This window comes from Mesorhizobium sp. M2A.F.Ca.ET.042.01.1.1 (genome assembly GCF_003997405.1).
Classification (GTDB): domain Bacteria; phylum Pseudomonadota; class Alphaproteobacteria; order Rhizobiales; family Rhizobiaceae; genus Mesorhizobium.
In genome coordinates, this window is sequence record NZ_RZRX01000007.1 from 1 (window position 1) to 15,902 (window position 15,902).

14 protein-coding genes are annotated in these 15,902 nt (G+C 63.2%); 2 read left to right on the forward strand and 12 right to left on the reverse strand.

Features of this window, described 5'->3' with window-relative positions; all coding sequences use genetic code 11:
* The 3 genes from EOA23_RS02100 to EOA23_RS02110 all read right to left on the reverse strand — a co-directional run.
* Positions 1-396 (reverse strand): MFS transporter (locus EOA23_RS02100; RefSeq protein WP_145966392.1); only part of this gene is annotated, 396 nt, incomplete at its 3' end.
* Between the two features lie 506 nt (positions 397-902).
* Entirely contained in the window at positions 903-2,279 is a 1,377-nt protein-coding gene (locus EOA23_RS02105; protein ID WP_127302730.1) for an FAD-containing oxidoreductase, read from the reverse strand.
* Positions 2,276-2,737 (reverse strand): DUF4126 domain-containing protein, encoded by a 462-nt coding sequence (locus tag EOA23_RS02110; protein ID WP_127302731.1) that lies wholly within the window; start codon positions 2,735-2,737, stop codon positions 2,276-2,278. The genes EOA23_RS02105 and EOA23_RS02110 overlap by 4 nt, the downstream gene beginning before the upstream one ends.
* 131 nt (positions 2,738-2,868) lie before the next feature.
* Here EOA23_RS02110 and EOA23_RS02115 point away from each other — a divergent pair, with 131 nt between their 5' ends.
* Positions 2,869-3,426 (forward strand): sugar O-acetyltransferase, encoded by a 558-nt coding sequence (locus tag EOA23_RS02115; protein WP_126059709.1) that lies wholly within the window; start codon positions 2,869-2,871, stop codon positions 3,424-3,426.
* Here EOA23_RS02115 and EOA23_RS02120 read toward each other — a convergent pair.
* Positions 3,413-4,390, reverse strand: a complete 978-nt coding sequence (locus EOA23_RS02120) for a helix-turn-helix domain-containing protein (RefSeq protein ID WP_127302732.1) — start codon at positions 4,388-4,390, stop codon at positions 3,413-3,415. The two genes, EOA23_RS02115 and EOA23_RS02120, sit on opposite strands and share 14 nt — an antisense overlap.
* Positions 4,391-4,518: 128 nt before the next feature.
* On the opposite strand from EOA23_RS02120, the gene EOA23_RS02125 reads away from it, so the two are divergent.
* Positions 4,519-5,160, forward strand: a complete 642-nt coding sequence (locus tag EOA23_RS02125) for a cysteine hydrolase family protein (protein ID WP_127302733.1) — start codon at positions 4,519-4,521, stop codon at positions 5,158-5,160.
* A gap of 133 nt (positions 5,161-5,293) precedes the next feature.
* Here EOA23_RS02125 and EOA23_RS02130 read toward each other — a convergent pair whose 3' ends face one another.
* The 8 genes from EOA23_RS02130 to EOA23_RS02165 form a co-directional block, all read right to left on the reverse strand.
* Complete coding sequence (locus tag EOA23_RS02130; RefSeq protein ID WP_126059712.1) at positions 5,294-6,973, reverse strand: formate--tetrahydrofolate ligase; 1,680 nt, start codon at positions 6,971-6,973, stop codon at positions 5,294-5,296.
* Between the two features lie 319 nt (positions 6,974-7,292).
* Entirely contained in the window at positions 7,293-8,417 is a 1,125-nt protein-coding gene (locus EOA23_RS02135) for a DUF2333 family protein (RefSeq protein WP_126059713.1), read from the reverse strand.
* Between the two features lie 105 nt (positions 8,418-8,522).
* Positions 8,523-9,821, reverse strand: coding sequence for a DUF6638 family protein (locus EOA23_RS02140; RefSeq protein ID WP_127302734.1), 1,299 nt, complete (start codon positions 9,819-9,821; stop codon positions 8,523-8,525).
* Positions 9,822-10,046: 225 nt separating this feature from the next.
* On the reverse strand, positions 10,047-11,957 hold the full coding sequence (locus EOA23_RS02145) for an ATP-binding protein (RefSeq protein WP_127302735.1): 1,911 nt from the start codon (positions 11,955-11,957) through the stop codon (positions 10,047-10,049).
* Positions 11,958-11,959: 2 nt separating this feature from the next.
* Positions 11,960-12,751, reverse strand: a complete 792-nt coding sequence (locus EOA23_RS02150; RefSeq protein WP_127302736.1) for a Fic family protein — start codon at positions 12,749-12,751, stop codon at positions 11,960-11,962.
* Between the two features lie 46 nt (positions 12,752-12,797).
* The gene (locus EOA23_RS02155; protein ID WP_127302737.1) at positions 12,798-13,946 is read right to left on the reverse strand and encodes a hypothetical protein; all 1,149 of its coding nucleotides are present in this window, start codon (positions 13,944-13,946) and stop codon (positions 12,798-12,800) included.
* Between the two features lie 135 nt (positions 13,947-14,081).
* On the reverse strand, positions 14,082-15,170 hold the full coding sequence (locus EOA23_RS02160) for a hypothetical protein (RefSeq protein WP_042640276.1): 1,089 nt from the start codon (positions 15,168-15,170) through the stop codon (positions 14,082-14,084).
* 286 nt (positions 15,171-15,456) lie between these two features.
* Positions 15,457-15,846: a cytochrome c family protein gene (locus EOA23_RS02165; protein WP_127302738.1), complete on the reverse strand. Its 390-nt coding sequence runs from the start codon at positions 15,844-15,846 to the stop codon at positions 15,457-15,459.
* Positions 15,847-15,902: the final 56 nt, after the last annotated feature.

A 15,902-nucleotide genomic window follows, 5' to 3' on the forward strand; every position in this document is an offset into this window, starting at 1 on the left:
CATCAGCGCGATGGCGCTCGCCCGCTTGTTGCGCGGCACGAGGCTTGCCGCAGCCACGGAGCCGATGCCGAAGAAGGCGCCGTGGCCGAAGGCGGTGAAGACACGTGCCGCCATCAACAGCCAGTAGTTCGGAGCGATGGCGCAGAAGAGATTGCCGATGACGAAGAGCGTGGCGAGGCCGACAAGCACGGGCTTGCGCGGCAGGCGCGCCGTTGCCATGGCGACGACCGGCGCGCCGAAGACGACGCCCAGTGCATAGCCGGTGACCAGAAGGCCAGCCGAAGGGATCGAGACCCCAAGGTCGGCCGCGACCTCCGGCAGCAGGCCCATGATGACGAATTCGGTGGTGCCGATGCAGAAGGAGGCAATGGCAAGCGCTAGGATCGGCAGCGGCATCGGATGTCCGGTCTGAATCGGTTCAAAATCGAGACTGGCTTTGGACCTGGCCGGCGCACAAGCGTCATTGTTGCAACGCAGCAATGCAGAAAGACGAGACCGGCTTTGCGGAGAGGGAGCTATTGGCACTGCACAGGGATCTTGACCGGTCGGCTCTGTTGCGTCGGCAGGCGGCATGCGTTTGAGATTGGCCGAAACGCCCTTCGCGATCGTCATTCCAGGGCGGAACAGGAGCGAAGCTCCGTCGCGTAGACCCTGGAATCCATGCCGTTACCTTCGCCAAGGCGTGCAACGGAGCAAAATTCTGCACGATCGCGGCGCTTCCAAGTCACGGAATGGATTCTATGGTCTGCGCCGCGTCGCTTCGCTCCTTGCTCCGCCATAGAATGACGAGGTTGGGAGAGCGGCTTCAGCCAATCCACGGCGTTTGCGCTGATTTCACGCAAATGAACGGAAATCATACGCCAAGACAAACGGCAACCTTTCAAAATCCCTGTGTCGGGGAGCTAGTCCAGCGGCTTCAGCTCTTGGGCGATCGTCGGCAGCAGTTCCGAGACATTGGGGTGGATGTGCATGGCGCGCGCCAGCGTCGAGATCGGCGCCTTGGCGTACATGAGGTCGAGCACGCAGTGGATCGCCTCGTCGCCGCCTGGCCCGAGCACGGCGCAGCCGAGGATCTCGCCGGTGTCGGCATCGGCCAGGATCTTCATGAAGCCCTGCGTCTCGCCCTTTTCGACCGCGCGGCCGACACGCGTCATCGGCCGCTGGCCGACCAGGGCGCGGCGGCCGGATTTCTTCACCGCGGCTTCCGTCATGCCGCAGCGCCCAAGCGGCGGATCGATATAGAGCGCGTAGGCCTCGATGCGGTCGGTGACCTTGCGCGGATCGTTGTCGAGCAGATTGGCGGCGACGATCTCGAAGTCATTGTAGGAGGTATGGGTGAAGGCGCCTTTGCCGTTGCAGTCGCCCATTGCCCAGATGCCGGGCACGCTGGTGCGCAGCTGGTCATCGACGACGATGAAGCCGCGCTGGTCGACTTCGACGCCGGCCTTGTCGAGACCGAGGTCATCGGTGTTGGGGACGCGACCGAGCGCCAGCAGCACATGCGAGCCCACCGCCGGCGGCTTATCGGCGGAGAAGGTGACGGCGATCTCGTTGCCTTTCCTGGCGAACGCGATGTCGCCGGCGCCGACATGGACGATGATGCCTTCATTTTCGAGAATGGACTGAATGGCCGCGGACGTGTCCTCGTCCTCGCGGCCGGTCAGCCTCGGCGCCTTCTCGATCACCGTGACCTCGGAGCCGAAGCGGCGGAACATCTGCGCGAATTCGAGCGAGATATAGCTGCCGCCGACGACGATCAGATGGCTGGGCAGGACATCGAGATCCATCATCGAGGAATTGGTGAGATAGGGGATGTCGTGGACGCCGGGCAGGTCGGGCACGGAGGCGCGGCCGCCGGTGTTGAGGAAGATCTTTGGCGCGGTCAGCAGCTCGTCGCCGACACGTACGGTGTCGGCCGATTCAAAGCGCGCGTGGCCGCGATAGAGCGTGCACTTCTCCATGCCCGCGATCCAGGTCTCAAGCCCCGTGCGGGAAGCGCCCGACACCTTGTCCTTGCGCGCCTTGATGGCCTTGTAGTCGACGCCGACGGGACCGGAAACCGTCACGCCATAATCGGCGGCGCGGCGGGCTAGGTGGGCGGCATAGGCGCTCGCCACCATCGTCTTGGTCGGGATGCAGCCGGTGTTGACGCAGGTGCCGCCGATGAGCTTGCGCTCGATCAGCGCCACGCTCATGCCGGCCGCGTTCAGCCGGCCGGCGAGCGGCGTGCCGGCCTGACCGGCGCCGATGACGATGGCGTCGAAGGCTTTGGCGCTCATGCGACCGCCGCCACGATCAGCAGGCCGCCAATGATTGCTATGGCGTCCTCGATGAAGGCTGCGGGCGGATCCTTGCCGAAGGCGGCGGCCAACCGGCCACGCACCTCGGCGCCGCCCAACGTGCCGATCACTGCGCCGATGGCTCCGGCAATGAGCCCGCCGATGGTGGCGCCGCCGGTCGCGCCGATCACCGCGCCGGTGAAGGCGCCCAGGACGATACGGGCGCCGAATTGCTGCGGCACCTTCCGGCTCGGTGTCGACGGCAACTGATCGGTGACCAATTCGACGATCGCCAGGATGGTGAAGATGCCGACCGCGATCCAGTGGCCCATGAAGCTGGCCCAGGTGCCGGCGACCGGCAGCCAGCCGAGATAAGAACCCCAGGCGACGGCGGCGGGCGCTGTCATGGCGCGCAGGCCGGCAACGACACCTATCAGCAGTGCAAGCAGGTAAAGCATGATCGACCCCCTCAAAATCGGAACCTCGCACGGCTCCATGAAGGCAGGCTAGCATAGGCCGGGCGTTTGGCCACGGGCTTTTGTCTGACAATGGATTATGCTTTGCGGCAGGCAGATCTGGAGGTGTCGCCATGACGGCAAGCGAGCGCATGAAGATGGCGGCGGGAGAATGGTACACCTGCATCGACGATGAACTGGAGGACTTGCGCTTCGCCGCGCGCGATGCGGTGTTCGAGCACAACAGCCTGCCGCCCAGGCAGCGGGGCAATATAGGGCCTGCCTTGCGGGCGCTGCTCGGCGGCGCGGGCGAGGGGGCTCGCATCGAGGCGCCGTTCCATTGCGCCTATGGCTTCAATTTGTTTCTCGGAGACGGCACGTTCATAAACGCCGGCTGCACCATTCTCGACACGGCGTCGGTGCGCATCGGCAAGGGGACGCTGCTCGGCCCCAATGTGCAGATCTACTGCGCCGAGCATCACCGCGAAGCCACTGGACGGTTGGCCGGGCTGGAGATCGCAAAACCGGTGACGATCGGTGACAACGCCTGGATCGGCGGCAGCGCCATCATCCTCGGCGGCGTCAGCATAGGCGAGGGCGTCATCGTCGGCGCGGGCGCGGTGGTGACGCGCGACGTGCCGGCCAATGCGACCGTCGTCGGCAATCCCGCGCGGATCGTCACGCCGCGCTGAGCGCGCCTGCGGTTTTGGAAAACTCCCGCCGATATTGCATCGGCGAGGTTTTCAGCCGAGCGGCAAAATGCTGGCGCAGCGAGGTGGCGCTGCCGAAACCGGCTTCGAAGGCCACCATGTCCATCGACTTGTCCGTCTGCTCCAAAAGCCGCTGCGCCAGCGCGACGCGCTGGTCGGCGAGCCAGTCGCCGAAACTGGTGCCGGTGGTTTTCTGGAAACGGCGCGTGAAGGTGCGGCGGGTAAGGCCGGCCGCGTCGGAGACGCTGTCGAGACTGTGCGCCTCGCCGAGCGTTGCCCGCACGTCATCGAGGGCCTTGGCGAAGCGGTCGGCGTTCGGCGTCGGCGCAAGCGGGCGCTCGATGAACTGCGCCTGGCCGCCCTGCCGGTGCGGCGAGAGCACGACATGGCGAGCAAGCCGAAGCGCGGCCTCCGCGCCATAGCGGGCGCGAACGATGTGCAGGCAGCAGTCAAGCCCGGCGGCGACGCCGGCGGAAGTGATGATGTCGCCTTCGTCGACATAAAGCACGTCGGCGTCGATCGCGATGTCTGGATGAAGCGCCTGGAGTTGATGGGCATAGGCCCAGTGAGTCGTTGCCTTACGCCCGGCCAGCAATCCGGCGCCGGCAATGGCGAAGGTGCCGAGGCACAGGCCCACGATCAGCGCGCCGCGCCGATGCGCGCCTTGCAGTGCCTCCTTGAACGGCGCGGCCAGGGGGGCATCGAGGTCCTTCCAGCTCGGCATGATGACGATATCGGCCTCGTCGAGCGCCGAAAGATCGTGCGGCACAACGATGCTCAGCCCCGCGTCGGTATAGATAGGTCCCTCCTCCATCGCGCAGACGCGGAAGTCAAAGCGTGGCAGTCCAAGCTTGGTGCGATCGGCGCCGAATACAAGGCACGGCACGGAGAGATGAAACGGGCTGATGCCGTCGAAAGCGACAGCGGCGATGATCGGGTTCTTCATGGCTGACATCGTTTGCGTTGGTTGGCGAATGTCCCAATTCTTTCGAACGATGTCAATCGGGCCACTTTCTCGACCGGGAGCATCGGCCTAGCTTCTGCGCCATCAATCCGGTCGAAAGGAAAACCGCCATGTCTGCACCAGCCACCCAGCCGCGCCGCGCGCTTGTCGTTGTCGATGTCCAGAACGACTATGATGGCGGCAACCTCGCCATCCAGCATCCGCCCTTCGCCGAGACCGTCGCCAATGTGGCGCGCGCCATGGACGCGGCCGCGGCGGCCGGCATCAAGATCGTCGTCGTCAAGCAGATGGCGCCCGAGACCTCGCCGATCTTCGCCAAGGGCAGTCACGGCGGCGAACTGCATCCAGAGATCGCCAGGCGCAGCCGCGACCATTATGTCGAGAAGACGCTGCCTTCGGCCTTCACCGGCACGGATCTCGAGGCCTGGCTGCGCGCCAATGCAATCGATACGATCGCGGTCGCCGGCTACATGACCCACAATTGCGATCTGTCGACCATAATCCACGCGGTGCATATGGGCTTCGCCGTCGAGTTCCTCTCGGATGCCAGCGGCTCGGTGCCCTATGCCAACAGCGCGGGATACGCGTCGGCAGAGGACATCCACCGGGTGGTAAGCGTCGTTCTGCAGTCGCGCTTCGCCGCGGTGCTGAAGACCGCCGAATGGATCGATTGCCTGAAGACCGGGAAGCTGCCGGAGCGCGACACGATATATGCATCGAACCAGCGGGCGCTGAAGCGGAACGCTGCCTAGAGCGTTTCACCGTTTCACGGAAACGGCGAACCGCTCAAACCGCTCACACTTTTCCTGGAATTGCTCTAAGTCTGGCAAGCAAAAAGGGCGCCGCAATAGCGACGCCCCCGATCATTCCCTGCCTGAAGGGTGCTTAGAACAGGCCTTCGATCTGACCCTGCTCATTGAGGAAGATCTTTTCCGAGGACGGCGCCTTGGGCAGGCCGGGCATGGTCATGACCTCGCCGCAGATGATGACGACGAAGCCGGCGCCGGCCGAGAGCCTGACCTCGCGCACCGGCACGGTGTGGCCGGTCGGCGCGCCGCGCAGGTTCGGGTCGGTCGAGAAGGAGTACTGGGTCTTGGCCATGCAGACCGGCAAATTGCCGTAGCCGGCCTGTTCCCAGGCATGCAGCTGGTCGCGGATCGACTTGTCGGCGATCGCCTCGTCACCGCGATAGATGCGCTTGACGATGGTGTTGACCTTCTCGAACAGCGGCATCTCGTCCGGATAAAGCGGCGAGAACTGCGAGGCACCGGATTCGGCGATCTCGACCACCTTCCGGGCGAGGTCCTCGATGCCGGCCGAGCCCTGCGCCCAGTGCTTGCACAGGATCGCCTCGGCGCCCTGCGCCTTGACGAAGTCCTTCATCGCCTGGATTTCGGCTTCGGTGTCGGTGGTGAAGTGGTTGATCGCCACCACCGCCGGCACGCCGAACTGCTTCACGTTCTCGATGTGGCGGCCGAGATTGAGGCAACCCTTCTTGACCGCCTCGATGTTTTCCTTGCCGAGGTCTTCCTTCTTGATGCCGCCATTCATCTTCATGGCGCGCACAGTCGCGACAATGACAGCCGCCGAGGGCTTCAGCCCCGCCTTGCGGCACTTGATGTCGAAGAACTTCTCCGCGCCGAGGTCGGCGCCGAAGCCGGCTTCGGTGACGACATAGTCGGCGAGCTTCAGCGCGGTCGTGGTGGCGACGACCGAGTTGCAGCCATGCGCGATGTTGGCGAACGGGCCGCCATGCACGAAGGCCGGGTTGTTCTCCAGCGTCTGCACCAGGTTGGGCTGCATGGCGTCCTTGAGCAGAACCGCCATGGCGCCGTCGGCCTTGAGGTCGCGGGCATAGACCGGCGACTTGTCGCGGCGATAGGCGACAATGATGTCGCCGAGGCGCTTTTCCAGGTCCTTGAGGTCGGTGGCAAGGCACAGGATCGCCATCACTTCCGAGGCGACGGTGATGTCGAAGCCGGCTTCACGCGGGTAGCCGTTGGCGACGCCGCCCAGCGAACAGATAATCTCGCGCAGCGCGCGGTCGTTCATGTCCATGACGCGGCGCCAGGCGACGCGGCGGGTGTCGATGCCGAGCTCGTTGCCCCAGTAGATGTGGTTGTCGATCAGCGCCGAGAGCAGATTATGCGCGGTGGTGATGGCGTGGAAGTCGCCGGTGAAGTGGAGGTTCATGTCCTCCATCGGCACCACCTGGGCAAGGCCGCCGCCCGCGGCACCGCCCTTGACGCCGAAATTCGGACCGAGCGAGGCCTCGCGGATGCAGATGATCGCCTTCTTGCCGATGCGGTTGAGGCCGTCGCCGAGGCCGACCGTGGTGGTCGTCTTGCCTTCGCCGGCGGGCGTCGGGTTGATGGCGGTGACCAGGATCAGCTTGCCATCCTTGTTGCCCTTCACCGACTTGATGAACTCGGCCGAGACTTTGGCCTTGTCGTGGCCATAGGGCAGCAGATGCTCGGTCGGGATGCCGATTCTGGCGCCGATCTCCTGGATCGGTTTCTTCTTGGCGGCGCGCGCGATCTCGATGTCGGACTTCACTTCGGCCATGACGGCTTTCCTCTGGAGTAGGCGGTGGAGGGGAGGGGTTCGATCATTCGTGCATGGTCGAAACGCCACCCGGACGCAAGGTCATGTTCTAACCCTGTCGCTGGCGCGGCGTCAACTTCCATGCAACTATGTTTCCTGTTAAGAAAGAGTGTTCCTGTCGCCGGGCCTCTTCCAAGGCAGCCGTCTCGGGCCCGGTCGTTGCGCCGTATAGAAGCCAGAGCGGGGGCGGTTTCGCCGTCTCAAAACAGCCGCCTAATGCGCGAAAAGCGACAGGGGCGACGGCGCAAATCCGCCATCGCCCTGTCGCCCCGAGACGGTGCTATTGGGTCAGAACGTTGCTGATCTCGACCATGTTGGAGCGCACGCGCAGGATGTAGAAGCCCATCGTCGTCAGATGCGTCGGCAACAGCCAGCCATCCTCGCGGCCATTGGCGATGATGAAGGGCTGGATGCGCAGCGCCGAGACGAACTGCGAATCCATCGTGTCCCACAGGCTCTGCAGGTGCTTTTCCTTGAGCACGTCCTCGAAGTCGGCCTGGGCGCCCTTCATAAGGCCGTAATAGGCATAGAGCTGGCCATAGGCGAACCAGAAGCGGTCGTCGGCGCGGGTATCGAACCAGCCGTTGTTGTGGTTTTCGGCGCGCTCCTTAAGGATCGCCGAAGTCGAGCCGATATCCGAAGCGATGCGGTCGATATATTGCTTGAGATTGTCGGCGCGTGCGTCGAACGTCGCCTGGCAGGTGGCGAGCCGAGCATTGAAGGAACGCAGCTTGCGCACAGCGTCGCGATAATAGCTCGGCGTCGGCGTCTTGGGGCCGAAGGGGTTCAGGCCGAAATACCAAGTGTACTCGTCGAACTGCAGATTGCCGCGCGCGTCCTGCAGGTCGGCGTCGATCTGCGAGGTGGTGCGCACGCGGCCGAGATTGTCGGCAAGCTCGGTCGCGGTGCGCCTCACCGCCTGGTTGATGCCGCGCTGGAAGGACGCCTTGTTGTCCATCCAGGGCGTGTTGTCCCAATCGATGCCGAACAGGCCGAGCTTGTAGAGGATCATCGACGAGATCCAGGCATTCTGGTTGACGTTGAAGTCCGTCAGATCGGCGGCGACCTGGGCGATCGCCGAGTTGCCGCAGGTCTTGGCCGTGTCGGTGCCGGCGCCGGCGGAAACCTGCTCGCCGGCCGACACGTTGCGCTTCTCGAATGTGTAGGTGTCGGGATAGTTCGGGTTGAAATTGTTCCACCACTGCGTGGCGTAGAAGAAATTGGCGTAGAGGCCGATCAGCACGACAATGGCGAGCCCGACCACCGCCTTTAGGATCCAGCCGCGCTGCCCGTACCAGCGGCCGACCCACATGAACGGCCACAGGATAACGCCGATGACGAAGCCGATGCCGCGGCCGATCCACTGGAAGATCTGGGTGAAGAAGTTCACGATTGGGTCGAGCATGGCTGTGGCACCCCCTTAAAGCATTTCACCGTTTCAAGGGAAACGGCGATCTGCCCTAACCCTTTGTTTTGGCGCAAATCCGCGCGGAAAACCGCCCAGACTTTTCTAATCGATCAGGCCGTAAAGGCGCGCTCGGAACGCCGCCTTGTCCTTCAAATATGTGGTTTTCAGAACGTCCACAACATGGCTTCGCCAGGCGTCGCTGTAGCTCTCATAGTCCTTGTAGAAGCCGGGCTTGTTGAAGACGTAGCGCGAGACGAAGTCCTGCGGCACGAAATCCGAGATCAGCTGGTTGGTCAGCCAGGCATCGGGATGTTCGGGCTTGGCGCGCACCACCAGGAAGCGCTGGCGCGGCGGCACGTCCTCGATCTTGAGATGGCCGAGTTGGGCGATCTCGCGCTTGGCGGCGTTGAGGAAGGGAAAGTTCCCGTCCTGGGCGATCAGGTCGGCATGGCCGTGGATCCAGGTTTGCAGCCAGACCTTGTCGACATCGGTCAAATTGCGGTTGGGCTCGGCATCGCGGATCAGCACGCGCACGACCATCTCGGCGCGGTGCTCGAGATAGCCGGAGGCCTCGATCCACGAGGCGCGCGGCAGGTCGAGGCGGCCGGTGGCGGCGAGGAAGCGGAACACCTTGTCGGCGTCGTTGATCGACAGGTAGCTGACCTGCCAGGGGCGTGAGCGGCGGAAGCCGGGAGCGGCCGGATCGCAGATCACCGTCGTCATGTCGGGATCGACGAAAACGTACAGGCCGCCGAAATGGCTGGTCCAGTAGGCATTGTGGCGGAAGATCACCTGGTCGGGGACCAGCGCGTTCTCGCGGATGTCGCCGCAGATTTTGGCCAGATCGACCATGCGCTGCAGCATGGCATTGTCGCGCCAGGCGTCGGGTTCCTGCTTCAGCCGGTCGACCAGCTTGCCGAGCTCGGCCGCCTTGCCCAGCACATCCTCGGCCGACAGCACCTTGAACTCGACCTGGTTGATCGACAAAAGGTCCTCGATGTCGTTGACCTTGGGGACCGAGTCCTCGATCTCGCCGTAGATCACGTCCTTGATGGTCAGCGCGTCGATGGCGCGCTGGTTCTTCGACATGAACTCGAACATCAGCTGCGAGGTGTTGGAGAAGGCGGTGTGCACCACGGGCAGGTCGATCTGCGACGGCGTCAGGATGATGAAGCGGCGGTTGACCTCGTTGGGATCGAGATAGTCGAAGTCGCCGCATTCCTCGGCGATCTCGGGCGAGAAGCCGGTGCGGTCGATCTGGAAGCTCTTCAGCCTGGTCGGCTCGAGGCCGAAGGCGACAAGCGCCTTGTTGTAGCGCTGGATGAGATGCGGCTCGTCGATGGCGAGCAGCCTGCCGTAGATCAGCTCGTTGTCGCGCAGGAGATCGGGTTTCTTCTTCACTTTCCCTTCTCCCCGTTCACGGGGAGAAGGTGCCCGAAGGGCGGATGAGGGGCGGCGCAGCCTTTCCTCCTCCCCTTGTGGGAGAAGGTGGATCGGCGCGACAGCGCCGAGACGGATGAGGGGTGTTCCAGGGAATGCCAGCGTCTCACTCCGCTGGAACACCCCTCATCCGTCGCCTTCGGCGACACCTTCTCCCACAAGGGGAGAAGGGGGCGTCGGCGCGCTTCACGCATTCCACGCCCCCTTCTTCTTCAACTCCTCCATTTCACGCGCCGCGCGCTCACGCAGCCTTGCGTCGCGCAGGAGCTTCTCCACCGCGGCATCATCCGACTTGTCGGAATAGCGGAACTCGGAATCGGCGTAGCGGTTGATCTCCTGCATGACCATGTCCATCGAAAATGGTCCGCGCAGTTCCTCGATCATCGCCTTCTTGTCGTCGTAGCTCTTGTGCATGAAGGCTTCGGGCTTCTCGAACCAGTCGTCCGGCAGCTCGATATCCATGGCCCGCATCTTGATCGCGTCGGTGACGTTCTTGATGGCGCGACCGGTGAAGCGCGGTTCGGCGTCCTTGATCATGTGCAGATAGGTGCCGATGTCGGCCATGGTCTTGGGCGCGCCGTTTTCCTTCATGTAGCGCTCATAGACCTTCATCAGCCCGTCTTCCTGCGGCTTCTCATGCTCCTCATAGGCCTCGGCCACGGCGCGCTGGATCTCCTGCGCGGCATAGAGCTCGTGCTCGCCCAGCGGGATCTTGTGGTTCTTGCCGGCGAGCAGAACGAAGATGTCGATATAGTCGTCGCGGGTCTGCGGGCCGTCGACCAGCCAGCGGGCACCGGCGCGCTGGCGCAGCGCGTCGTCGACATTTTCGGGATAGTTCGAGAACATGCCGAAAGAGCAGTTGCCGCGCACGACCGTCGAGGCGCCGGCGAAGGCATCCATCAGGACGCCGGTGATTTCCTGCTGGCCGGCCGATGCACGGTCGTCGGAGCGGCGCGCCGCAACCTGGTCGATATCGTCGATGGTGCCGAAGCCGATGACGCGCGGATCGAGCACGTTATTGATGAATTGCCGGCAGTTCTGGCCGGACTTGCCCTGATAGGACGAGATCTGGTCGACGCCGAAATTCTCATAGGCGAAGGGATAGCCGGCCACCTGGCAATAGCCGTTGACGAGGCCGGCGATCATCTGGATCAGCGTCGTCTTGCCGGTGCCCGGCGCGCCGTCGCCGATGAAGGTGAACAGGAAGCCGCCGAGCTCGACGAAGGGGTTGAGCTCGCGCTCGAAATCATAGGCCATCAGCATCTTGGCCAGCCTGACCGACTGGAATTTGGCGATGTGGTTGCCGACGACTTCTTCCGGCTTCTTGAAGGTCATGACCAGCGGCTTGGAACGCTTGCCGGGCGCGACGTCGAAGCCGTCGAGGGTGAAGTCGTCCACGTCGATGCGGATATGGGCATTCTCGAACGGGCCGATGCCGTCGAAACGGCCTTTGCGCGCCAAGAGCCCGTCGATGGCGACCCGGGCGAAGGCGCGAGCACGCGTCGTCAGGTCCGCATCGTCCTTCGAGCCGGCGATCGCCTTGTCGAGGCCGGCCACGATCGACTTCACCGCGTCCTGCGGCGTGTCGAACAGGAAGTCGGGCTCGGCGGTATCGTTCGGCGCCTCGCCGTCGCTGTCGATCAGCTGGAAAAGATAGGAGGCAAAGCTGAAAGCGGAGACGTAAGCCGAAGCCGACAGAAGCTTCTTGAAGGTCGACGCCTCGTCGCCCTCCAGCGGCGCACGGGCATTCTTGGCCTGCAGGCTTTCCAGGTCCGAGCCTTCGGCGAAGACATCGGAAATGGCGAGCGCGATCGCGAGGCCACGGCGGGCGCGGTAGAGCAGCGTGTGCTGCGGGATGCTCATCAACTGGTCGTCGGGATGGATCGCTGCAACCGTCTTCGTCAGCTCGACCTCGCGCGTGCGGCGCACCGAACCGACCGACACGGTCGAGACGAAGCGGCGGTTGGTGCCGGCAAGCGCGGTGCCGGATTCGCGCGACGGGTCCTCCAGCACGACGATGCGGGTGATGAAACTCTGCGCGACAGTGCGGTGCTTCTCGATTGCGGCTTCCGAGATCGTGGTCAGGCCGGTGTCCATCGTCAGCTCCTCATCGGAATTATCGTGCCGTCGCCGGCGGACGCATCGTGAGCCTGATGGGCGGCATCGAGATAGAGGTCCAGCGTCTGGTCCAGCCTTTCGAAAAGCAGTCTGTCGAAGGCGGCATGACCGCCGCGGCGCTGGTCGGTTTCAAGCGCGGCGATGTAGGCAGGGCGATCTTCGGGGCGGATCGCCACCGGCGGATAGCCGGCGCGCGCCAGCACAAGGTTCATCAACAGTCGCGCCGGGCGGCCGTTGCCGTCGTTGAAGGGGTGGATGCCGACAAGCCGCCGATGGGCCTCGAAGGCGGTCTGCGGTGTGCTGCGTGCCGCAGCCAGCCAGCGGCCAAATTTCTCCATAAGGGCCGGAATCTCCGTCGGCGTCGGGAAATTATGAACGCCGGCGTCGGTGTTCACATAGCGGGCGACATTGGCGTAGCGGCCGGCAATCTCTGGCTTGGATTTCGCGACGACCAGATGATGCAGGTTGCGGATATCCGCCTCGACGATCGGCGCGTCGCGTTGAGATGCGATTTCCAGCACCCAGTTCAGAGCCCGCGCATGATCGACCGCTTCGAGGTGATCCTCGAGGGGCTTGCCGCTGATCGTGATGCCCTTCTCAAGCACCAGGGCGGTCTCACCCGCGGTCAGCGTGTTGCCCTCGATAGCATTCGACGTATAGGTGATGTCTATCCGCTGCGTGTGCTCCAGGCTATCCAGAGCATCCAGGCGAATTTTCTTTCTTAAAGCGTCAAGCTCTCTTTTCTTGGCGAAAACTCTGCCTGCTGGTGTCATTTTTCGCACCTCGCTCGCGCGCCGCGCCTCTGGCTGCGCAAGCATCTCATACATCGCTGATGACCTGTCCGTTGGACAGGATGTGGACCTTGTAGCCGGAAAAGATCTTCTGCGCTTCACCCGCGGCATAGAGCGCCTGGTAGGCCTCGTGCGGGATTAGTGCGTGGTTTTCGTAGCTCGACACGCCCTGGCGCGCCGCTTCGAGGTCGTCGGTGTTGATGAAGAATTCCTGCGTCGTCTTCTCGCTGGAGAAAAGACCCCTGCGGCCGGGCTTCTCGCTCTTGGAAAAGACCTCCTGGATTGTCCAGGTGAGCAGCCAGGCATTCTCGGGCTTGCGCACTTTGGAGAGTACCTCGGCCACGGTCGAATTGTTGTCGGTAATGCCGGCCGAGTAGAAGGGCCCGAGCACCACGCGCCGCAGCTGCTTGGGGTGCAACGGCTCGAAATCCTTGTCGAGATTGACGGCGATCGTCGCCGGCGAGAGCGTGTAGGCCGAGTTCTTCTCGGTGAAGTCGTCGAAGCGGTGCGCAAGCTCCGGGTTGAGCAGGCCATCGACGGGAAGGGGAATGTCGACGCGCTCGTTCAGCTTGCCGGTGCTGTCGTGGACAAGCTGGCGCACCATGCTTTCGGAGGAGTCTTCTACAGTCACCATGTAGATCAGCGGCAGGTTGGCGCTGCCGTCGAACGTCGCCCAGTGGACGAGGTAATAGGGCCGCATGGTCTTCGGGTTGACCGAGACCTTGGCCGTCTGCGCCAGCGTGAACGGGCCGAAGGTCGCCTCGCTCTTGACGTCCTCCAGATAGAGCCGCTCGGCCATCGACTTCTGCAGCGCCTCGGGGAACTCCTTGTGGCGCAGGATGAAGTCGGCCATCTCCTCGCGCAGCTCGCCGGCTTGCGGGATGTTGGCCAGGCGGGCGTCGGCCTGCTGGCGATCGTTTTCCAATTCGAGCAGGTTCTGGAACACGGGATATCCGCTGTCGGCGCGCGAGATGCGGAAGGTGTCCATGAAGCCCAGCCGGTTGCGCCAGCAGGCAAAGGATTTGTCCAGCCGCGCGATATATTCCGCGACGATCCTGGCGACGATGCCGTGCCGGTAAAGCGGCGAGCGGTCGTCGCGCATGAACACTTCCAGTCCGCCCAGCGCCGCCGTGATGGCGGAGAAATAACGGGCCGCCGCGTCGTTCTCAGGTGTCATGGGACTGCCGAGGAGATGAGATCAGCGGCGCCGCCCAAGCGGATGTTCGTGGGGTGTCCAACGAATATCTGCTTGGATTCCTTTGTTTTTCGCAGGTTCTGACCGCAAAACCGTGGGACACTTTTGCGGACCTGCTTAGGACTGCACGTAGTTTGCCGAGTTGTGCTTCTTCATCACGTCGTCGAAGCGGCGCGCGAAGGCGTCGTCGGCAAGCTTCTTGCGGCGCTGGATGTCGGCTGAAGCCACCATGTTCTTCTCATGCATCTCGAGCAGGTCGCCGATATGCTTCTGCGAGGCGGCGCCGATGCCGGCCATCGTCTCCTCGGCCGTGTTGTCGACCTGGCTACCCAGCGTGTTGATCTTGTGGGCGACGTCCTGCTGGGCGGCGGTCTTCAGCGAATCTTCCAGCGCCTTGTACAGCACGATGCGCTGCTCGGTGTCGATGGTCAGCTTGTTGATCAGCGTCGACTGCGCGGCGATCTGGTTGTTGAGCGAATCGACGAAGGTCTGGAACATCGAGGTATAGCGCTCCAGCGTCTGGCTTTCGGCGAGCAGTTCCTGCTCCTTGGCCTGTTTTTCGTTGTACTCGGTCGCCATTTTCGAGCGCTCGCCCTCGAGCTCGGTCCGCTCCTTCTGCGTCGTCGAGGCGGCGATCTTGTTCTCGATGTCGAGCAGCAGGGGGTTCAATTCCTCGATGCGCTTCTGCACGGCCTCGAGGTTGGACATGGTCGTCTTGCGGCGCTCGATTACCTGCGACAGGCTGGTCTCGGAAGTCTTGTAGCGCTGGTCGAGGATCTGTTTCTGCGCCTTCAGGATGCCGACGATGGTATCCGACTTCGCCAAAAGCTCCTGCAGATTGCCGGCCAGCGACATGTTGCGGACGCGGTCGGTGCGCATGCGCTGCTTGCGCTGCTCGGAGAAGACACCGACGAAGTTTTCCCAGCCGGTGTAGCTCTTCATGCTCTCGAACTCGGCGCCGAAAACGTTGGTGGCGTCCTCGAGCCCGATGATCAGGTCGGCGATGTTGCCTTCCATGACCTTCTGCTGCTTGAGCACGTCCTCGATCCGGGCGTTCTCAATGTCGAAATTGGCGTCGCCGATCTTCTTGTCGGCCTGGGCAAGCGTGTCGAGCACCGTGCCGGACTGCTCGATCTTGGTGCGCATGTCCTGCACGACCTGCTTGGTCTTGGCAATTTCGGCATCGAAATTCTGCAATGTCGCCATTGGGGCCTCCCGCTTCGGCATCCGTTTCCATGTCGTGGCGGCGAATATATGTGGGGCTTCAAGGGATTGAAAGAAGGAAGACAAGGAGAGACGTCAAAACAAAAGAACTGGTCAGGTCCTTGAAAGACAAGGCAAGCATGCGCATGGCGGCCAGTAAGCGCGACGCCGTCGAACAGCTTCAGCTTGTATGCCTTAAGCTATTGTTTTTACGGACGGGCCAAGGCGATGACACAGGGCCGGTAAATCTCGTGCGCCGGCGGCAATACCAGTTTCTTTCCAATTCCGATCAGGGTTTGGGGTCAGCCTTGAGATAGGCGATCACGTTGGCGATGTCGTCGTCGCTGGTCAGGCCGGCAAAGGCCATTCTGTTGCCGGGAACCTTCTGCCTGGGCGCCTTGAGATATTCGGCGAGGTTGGCCTCGTCCCAGACCAGGCCGGCGGCGCCGGCATCCTTCATGGCTTGCGAATAATGGCCGGCAAAGCTCTCGGCCGAGCCAGCCTTGCGGCCGACGACGCCCAGCAGATGCGGGCCGACCTTGTCGCGGTCCGTCTCCGCCTCGTGGCAGGCGATGCACCGGTTGAAGATCTTCTTGCCCAGCGCCGGATCGCCCCCGGCATGCGCGGCAAGCCCGCCGGCAAGCAGGAAAAGGGCGGCGGGCGAAATGGCTCGAAGCATGGCTGACCCGGAGAGTTCTGGCTCTCGGCCTTATAGGGCGAAGCCTTGACAAACGC

Bases quoted from the DNA above. Each gene is read 5' to 3' on its own strand.
- EOA23_RS02105 (WP_127302730.1), bottom strand. From the start codon at position 2,279: ATGAGCGCCAAAGCCTTCGACGCCATCGTCATCGGCGCCGGTCAGGCC.
- EOA23_RS02110 (WP_127302731.1), bottom strand. From the start codon at position 2,737: ATGCTTTACCTGCTTGCACTGCTGATAGGTGTCGTTGCCGGCCTGCGC.
- EOA23_RS02115 (WP_126059709.1), top strand. From the start codon at position 2,869: ATGACGGCAAGCGAGCGCATGAAGATGGCGGCGGGAGAATGGTACACC.
- EOA23_RS02120 (WP_127302732.1), bottom strand. From the start codon at position 4,390: ATGAAGAACCCGATCATCGCCGCTGTCGCTTTCGACGGCATCAGCCCG.
- EOA23_RS02125 (WP_127302733.1), top strand. From the start codon at position 4,519: ATGTCTGCACCAGCCACCCAGCCGCGCCGCGCGCTTGTCGTTGTCGAT.
- EOA23_RS02130 (WP_126059712.1), bottom strand. From the start codon at position 6,973: ATGGCCGAAGTGAAGTCCGACATCGAGATCGCGCGCGCCGCCAAGAAG.
- EOA23_RS02135 (WP_126059713.1), bottom strand. From the start codon at position 8,417: ATGCTCGACCCAATCGTGAACTTCTTCACCCAGATCTTCCAGTGGATC.
- EOA23_RS02145 (WP_127302735.1), bottom strand. From the start codon at position 11,957: ATGGACACCGGCCTGACCACGATCTCGGAAGCCGCAATCGAGAAGCAC.
- EOA23_RS02150 (WP_127302736.1), bottom strand. From the start codon at position 12,751: ATGACACCAGCAGGCAGAGTTTTCGCCAAGAAAAGAGAGCTTGACGCT.
- EOA23_RS02155 (WP_127302737.1), bottom strand. From the start codon at position 13,946: ATGACACCTGAGAACGACGCGGCGGCCCGTTATTTCTCCGCCATCACG.
- EOA23_RS02160 (WP_042640276.1), bottom strand. From the start codon at position 15,170: ATGGCGACATTGCAGAATTTCGATGCCGAAATTGCCAAGACCAAGCAG.
- EOA23_RS02165 (WP_127302738.1), bottom strand. From the start codon at position 15,846: ATGCTTCGAGCCATTTCGCCCGCCGCCCTTTTCCTGCTTGCCGGCGGG.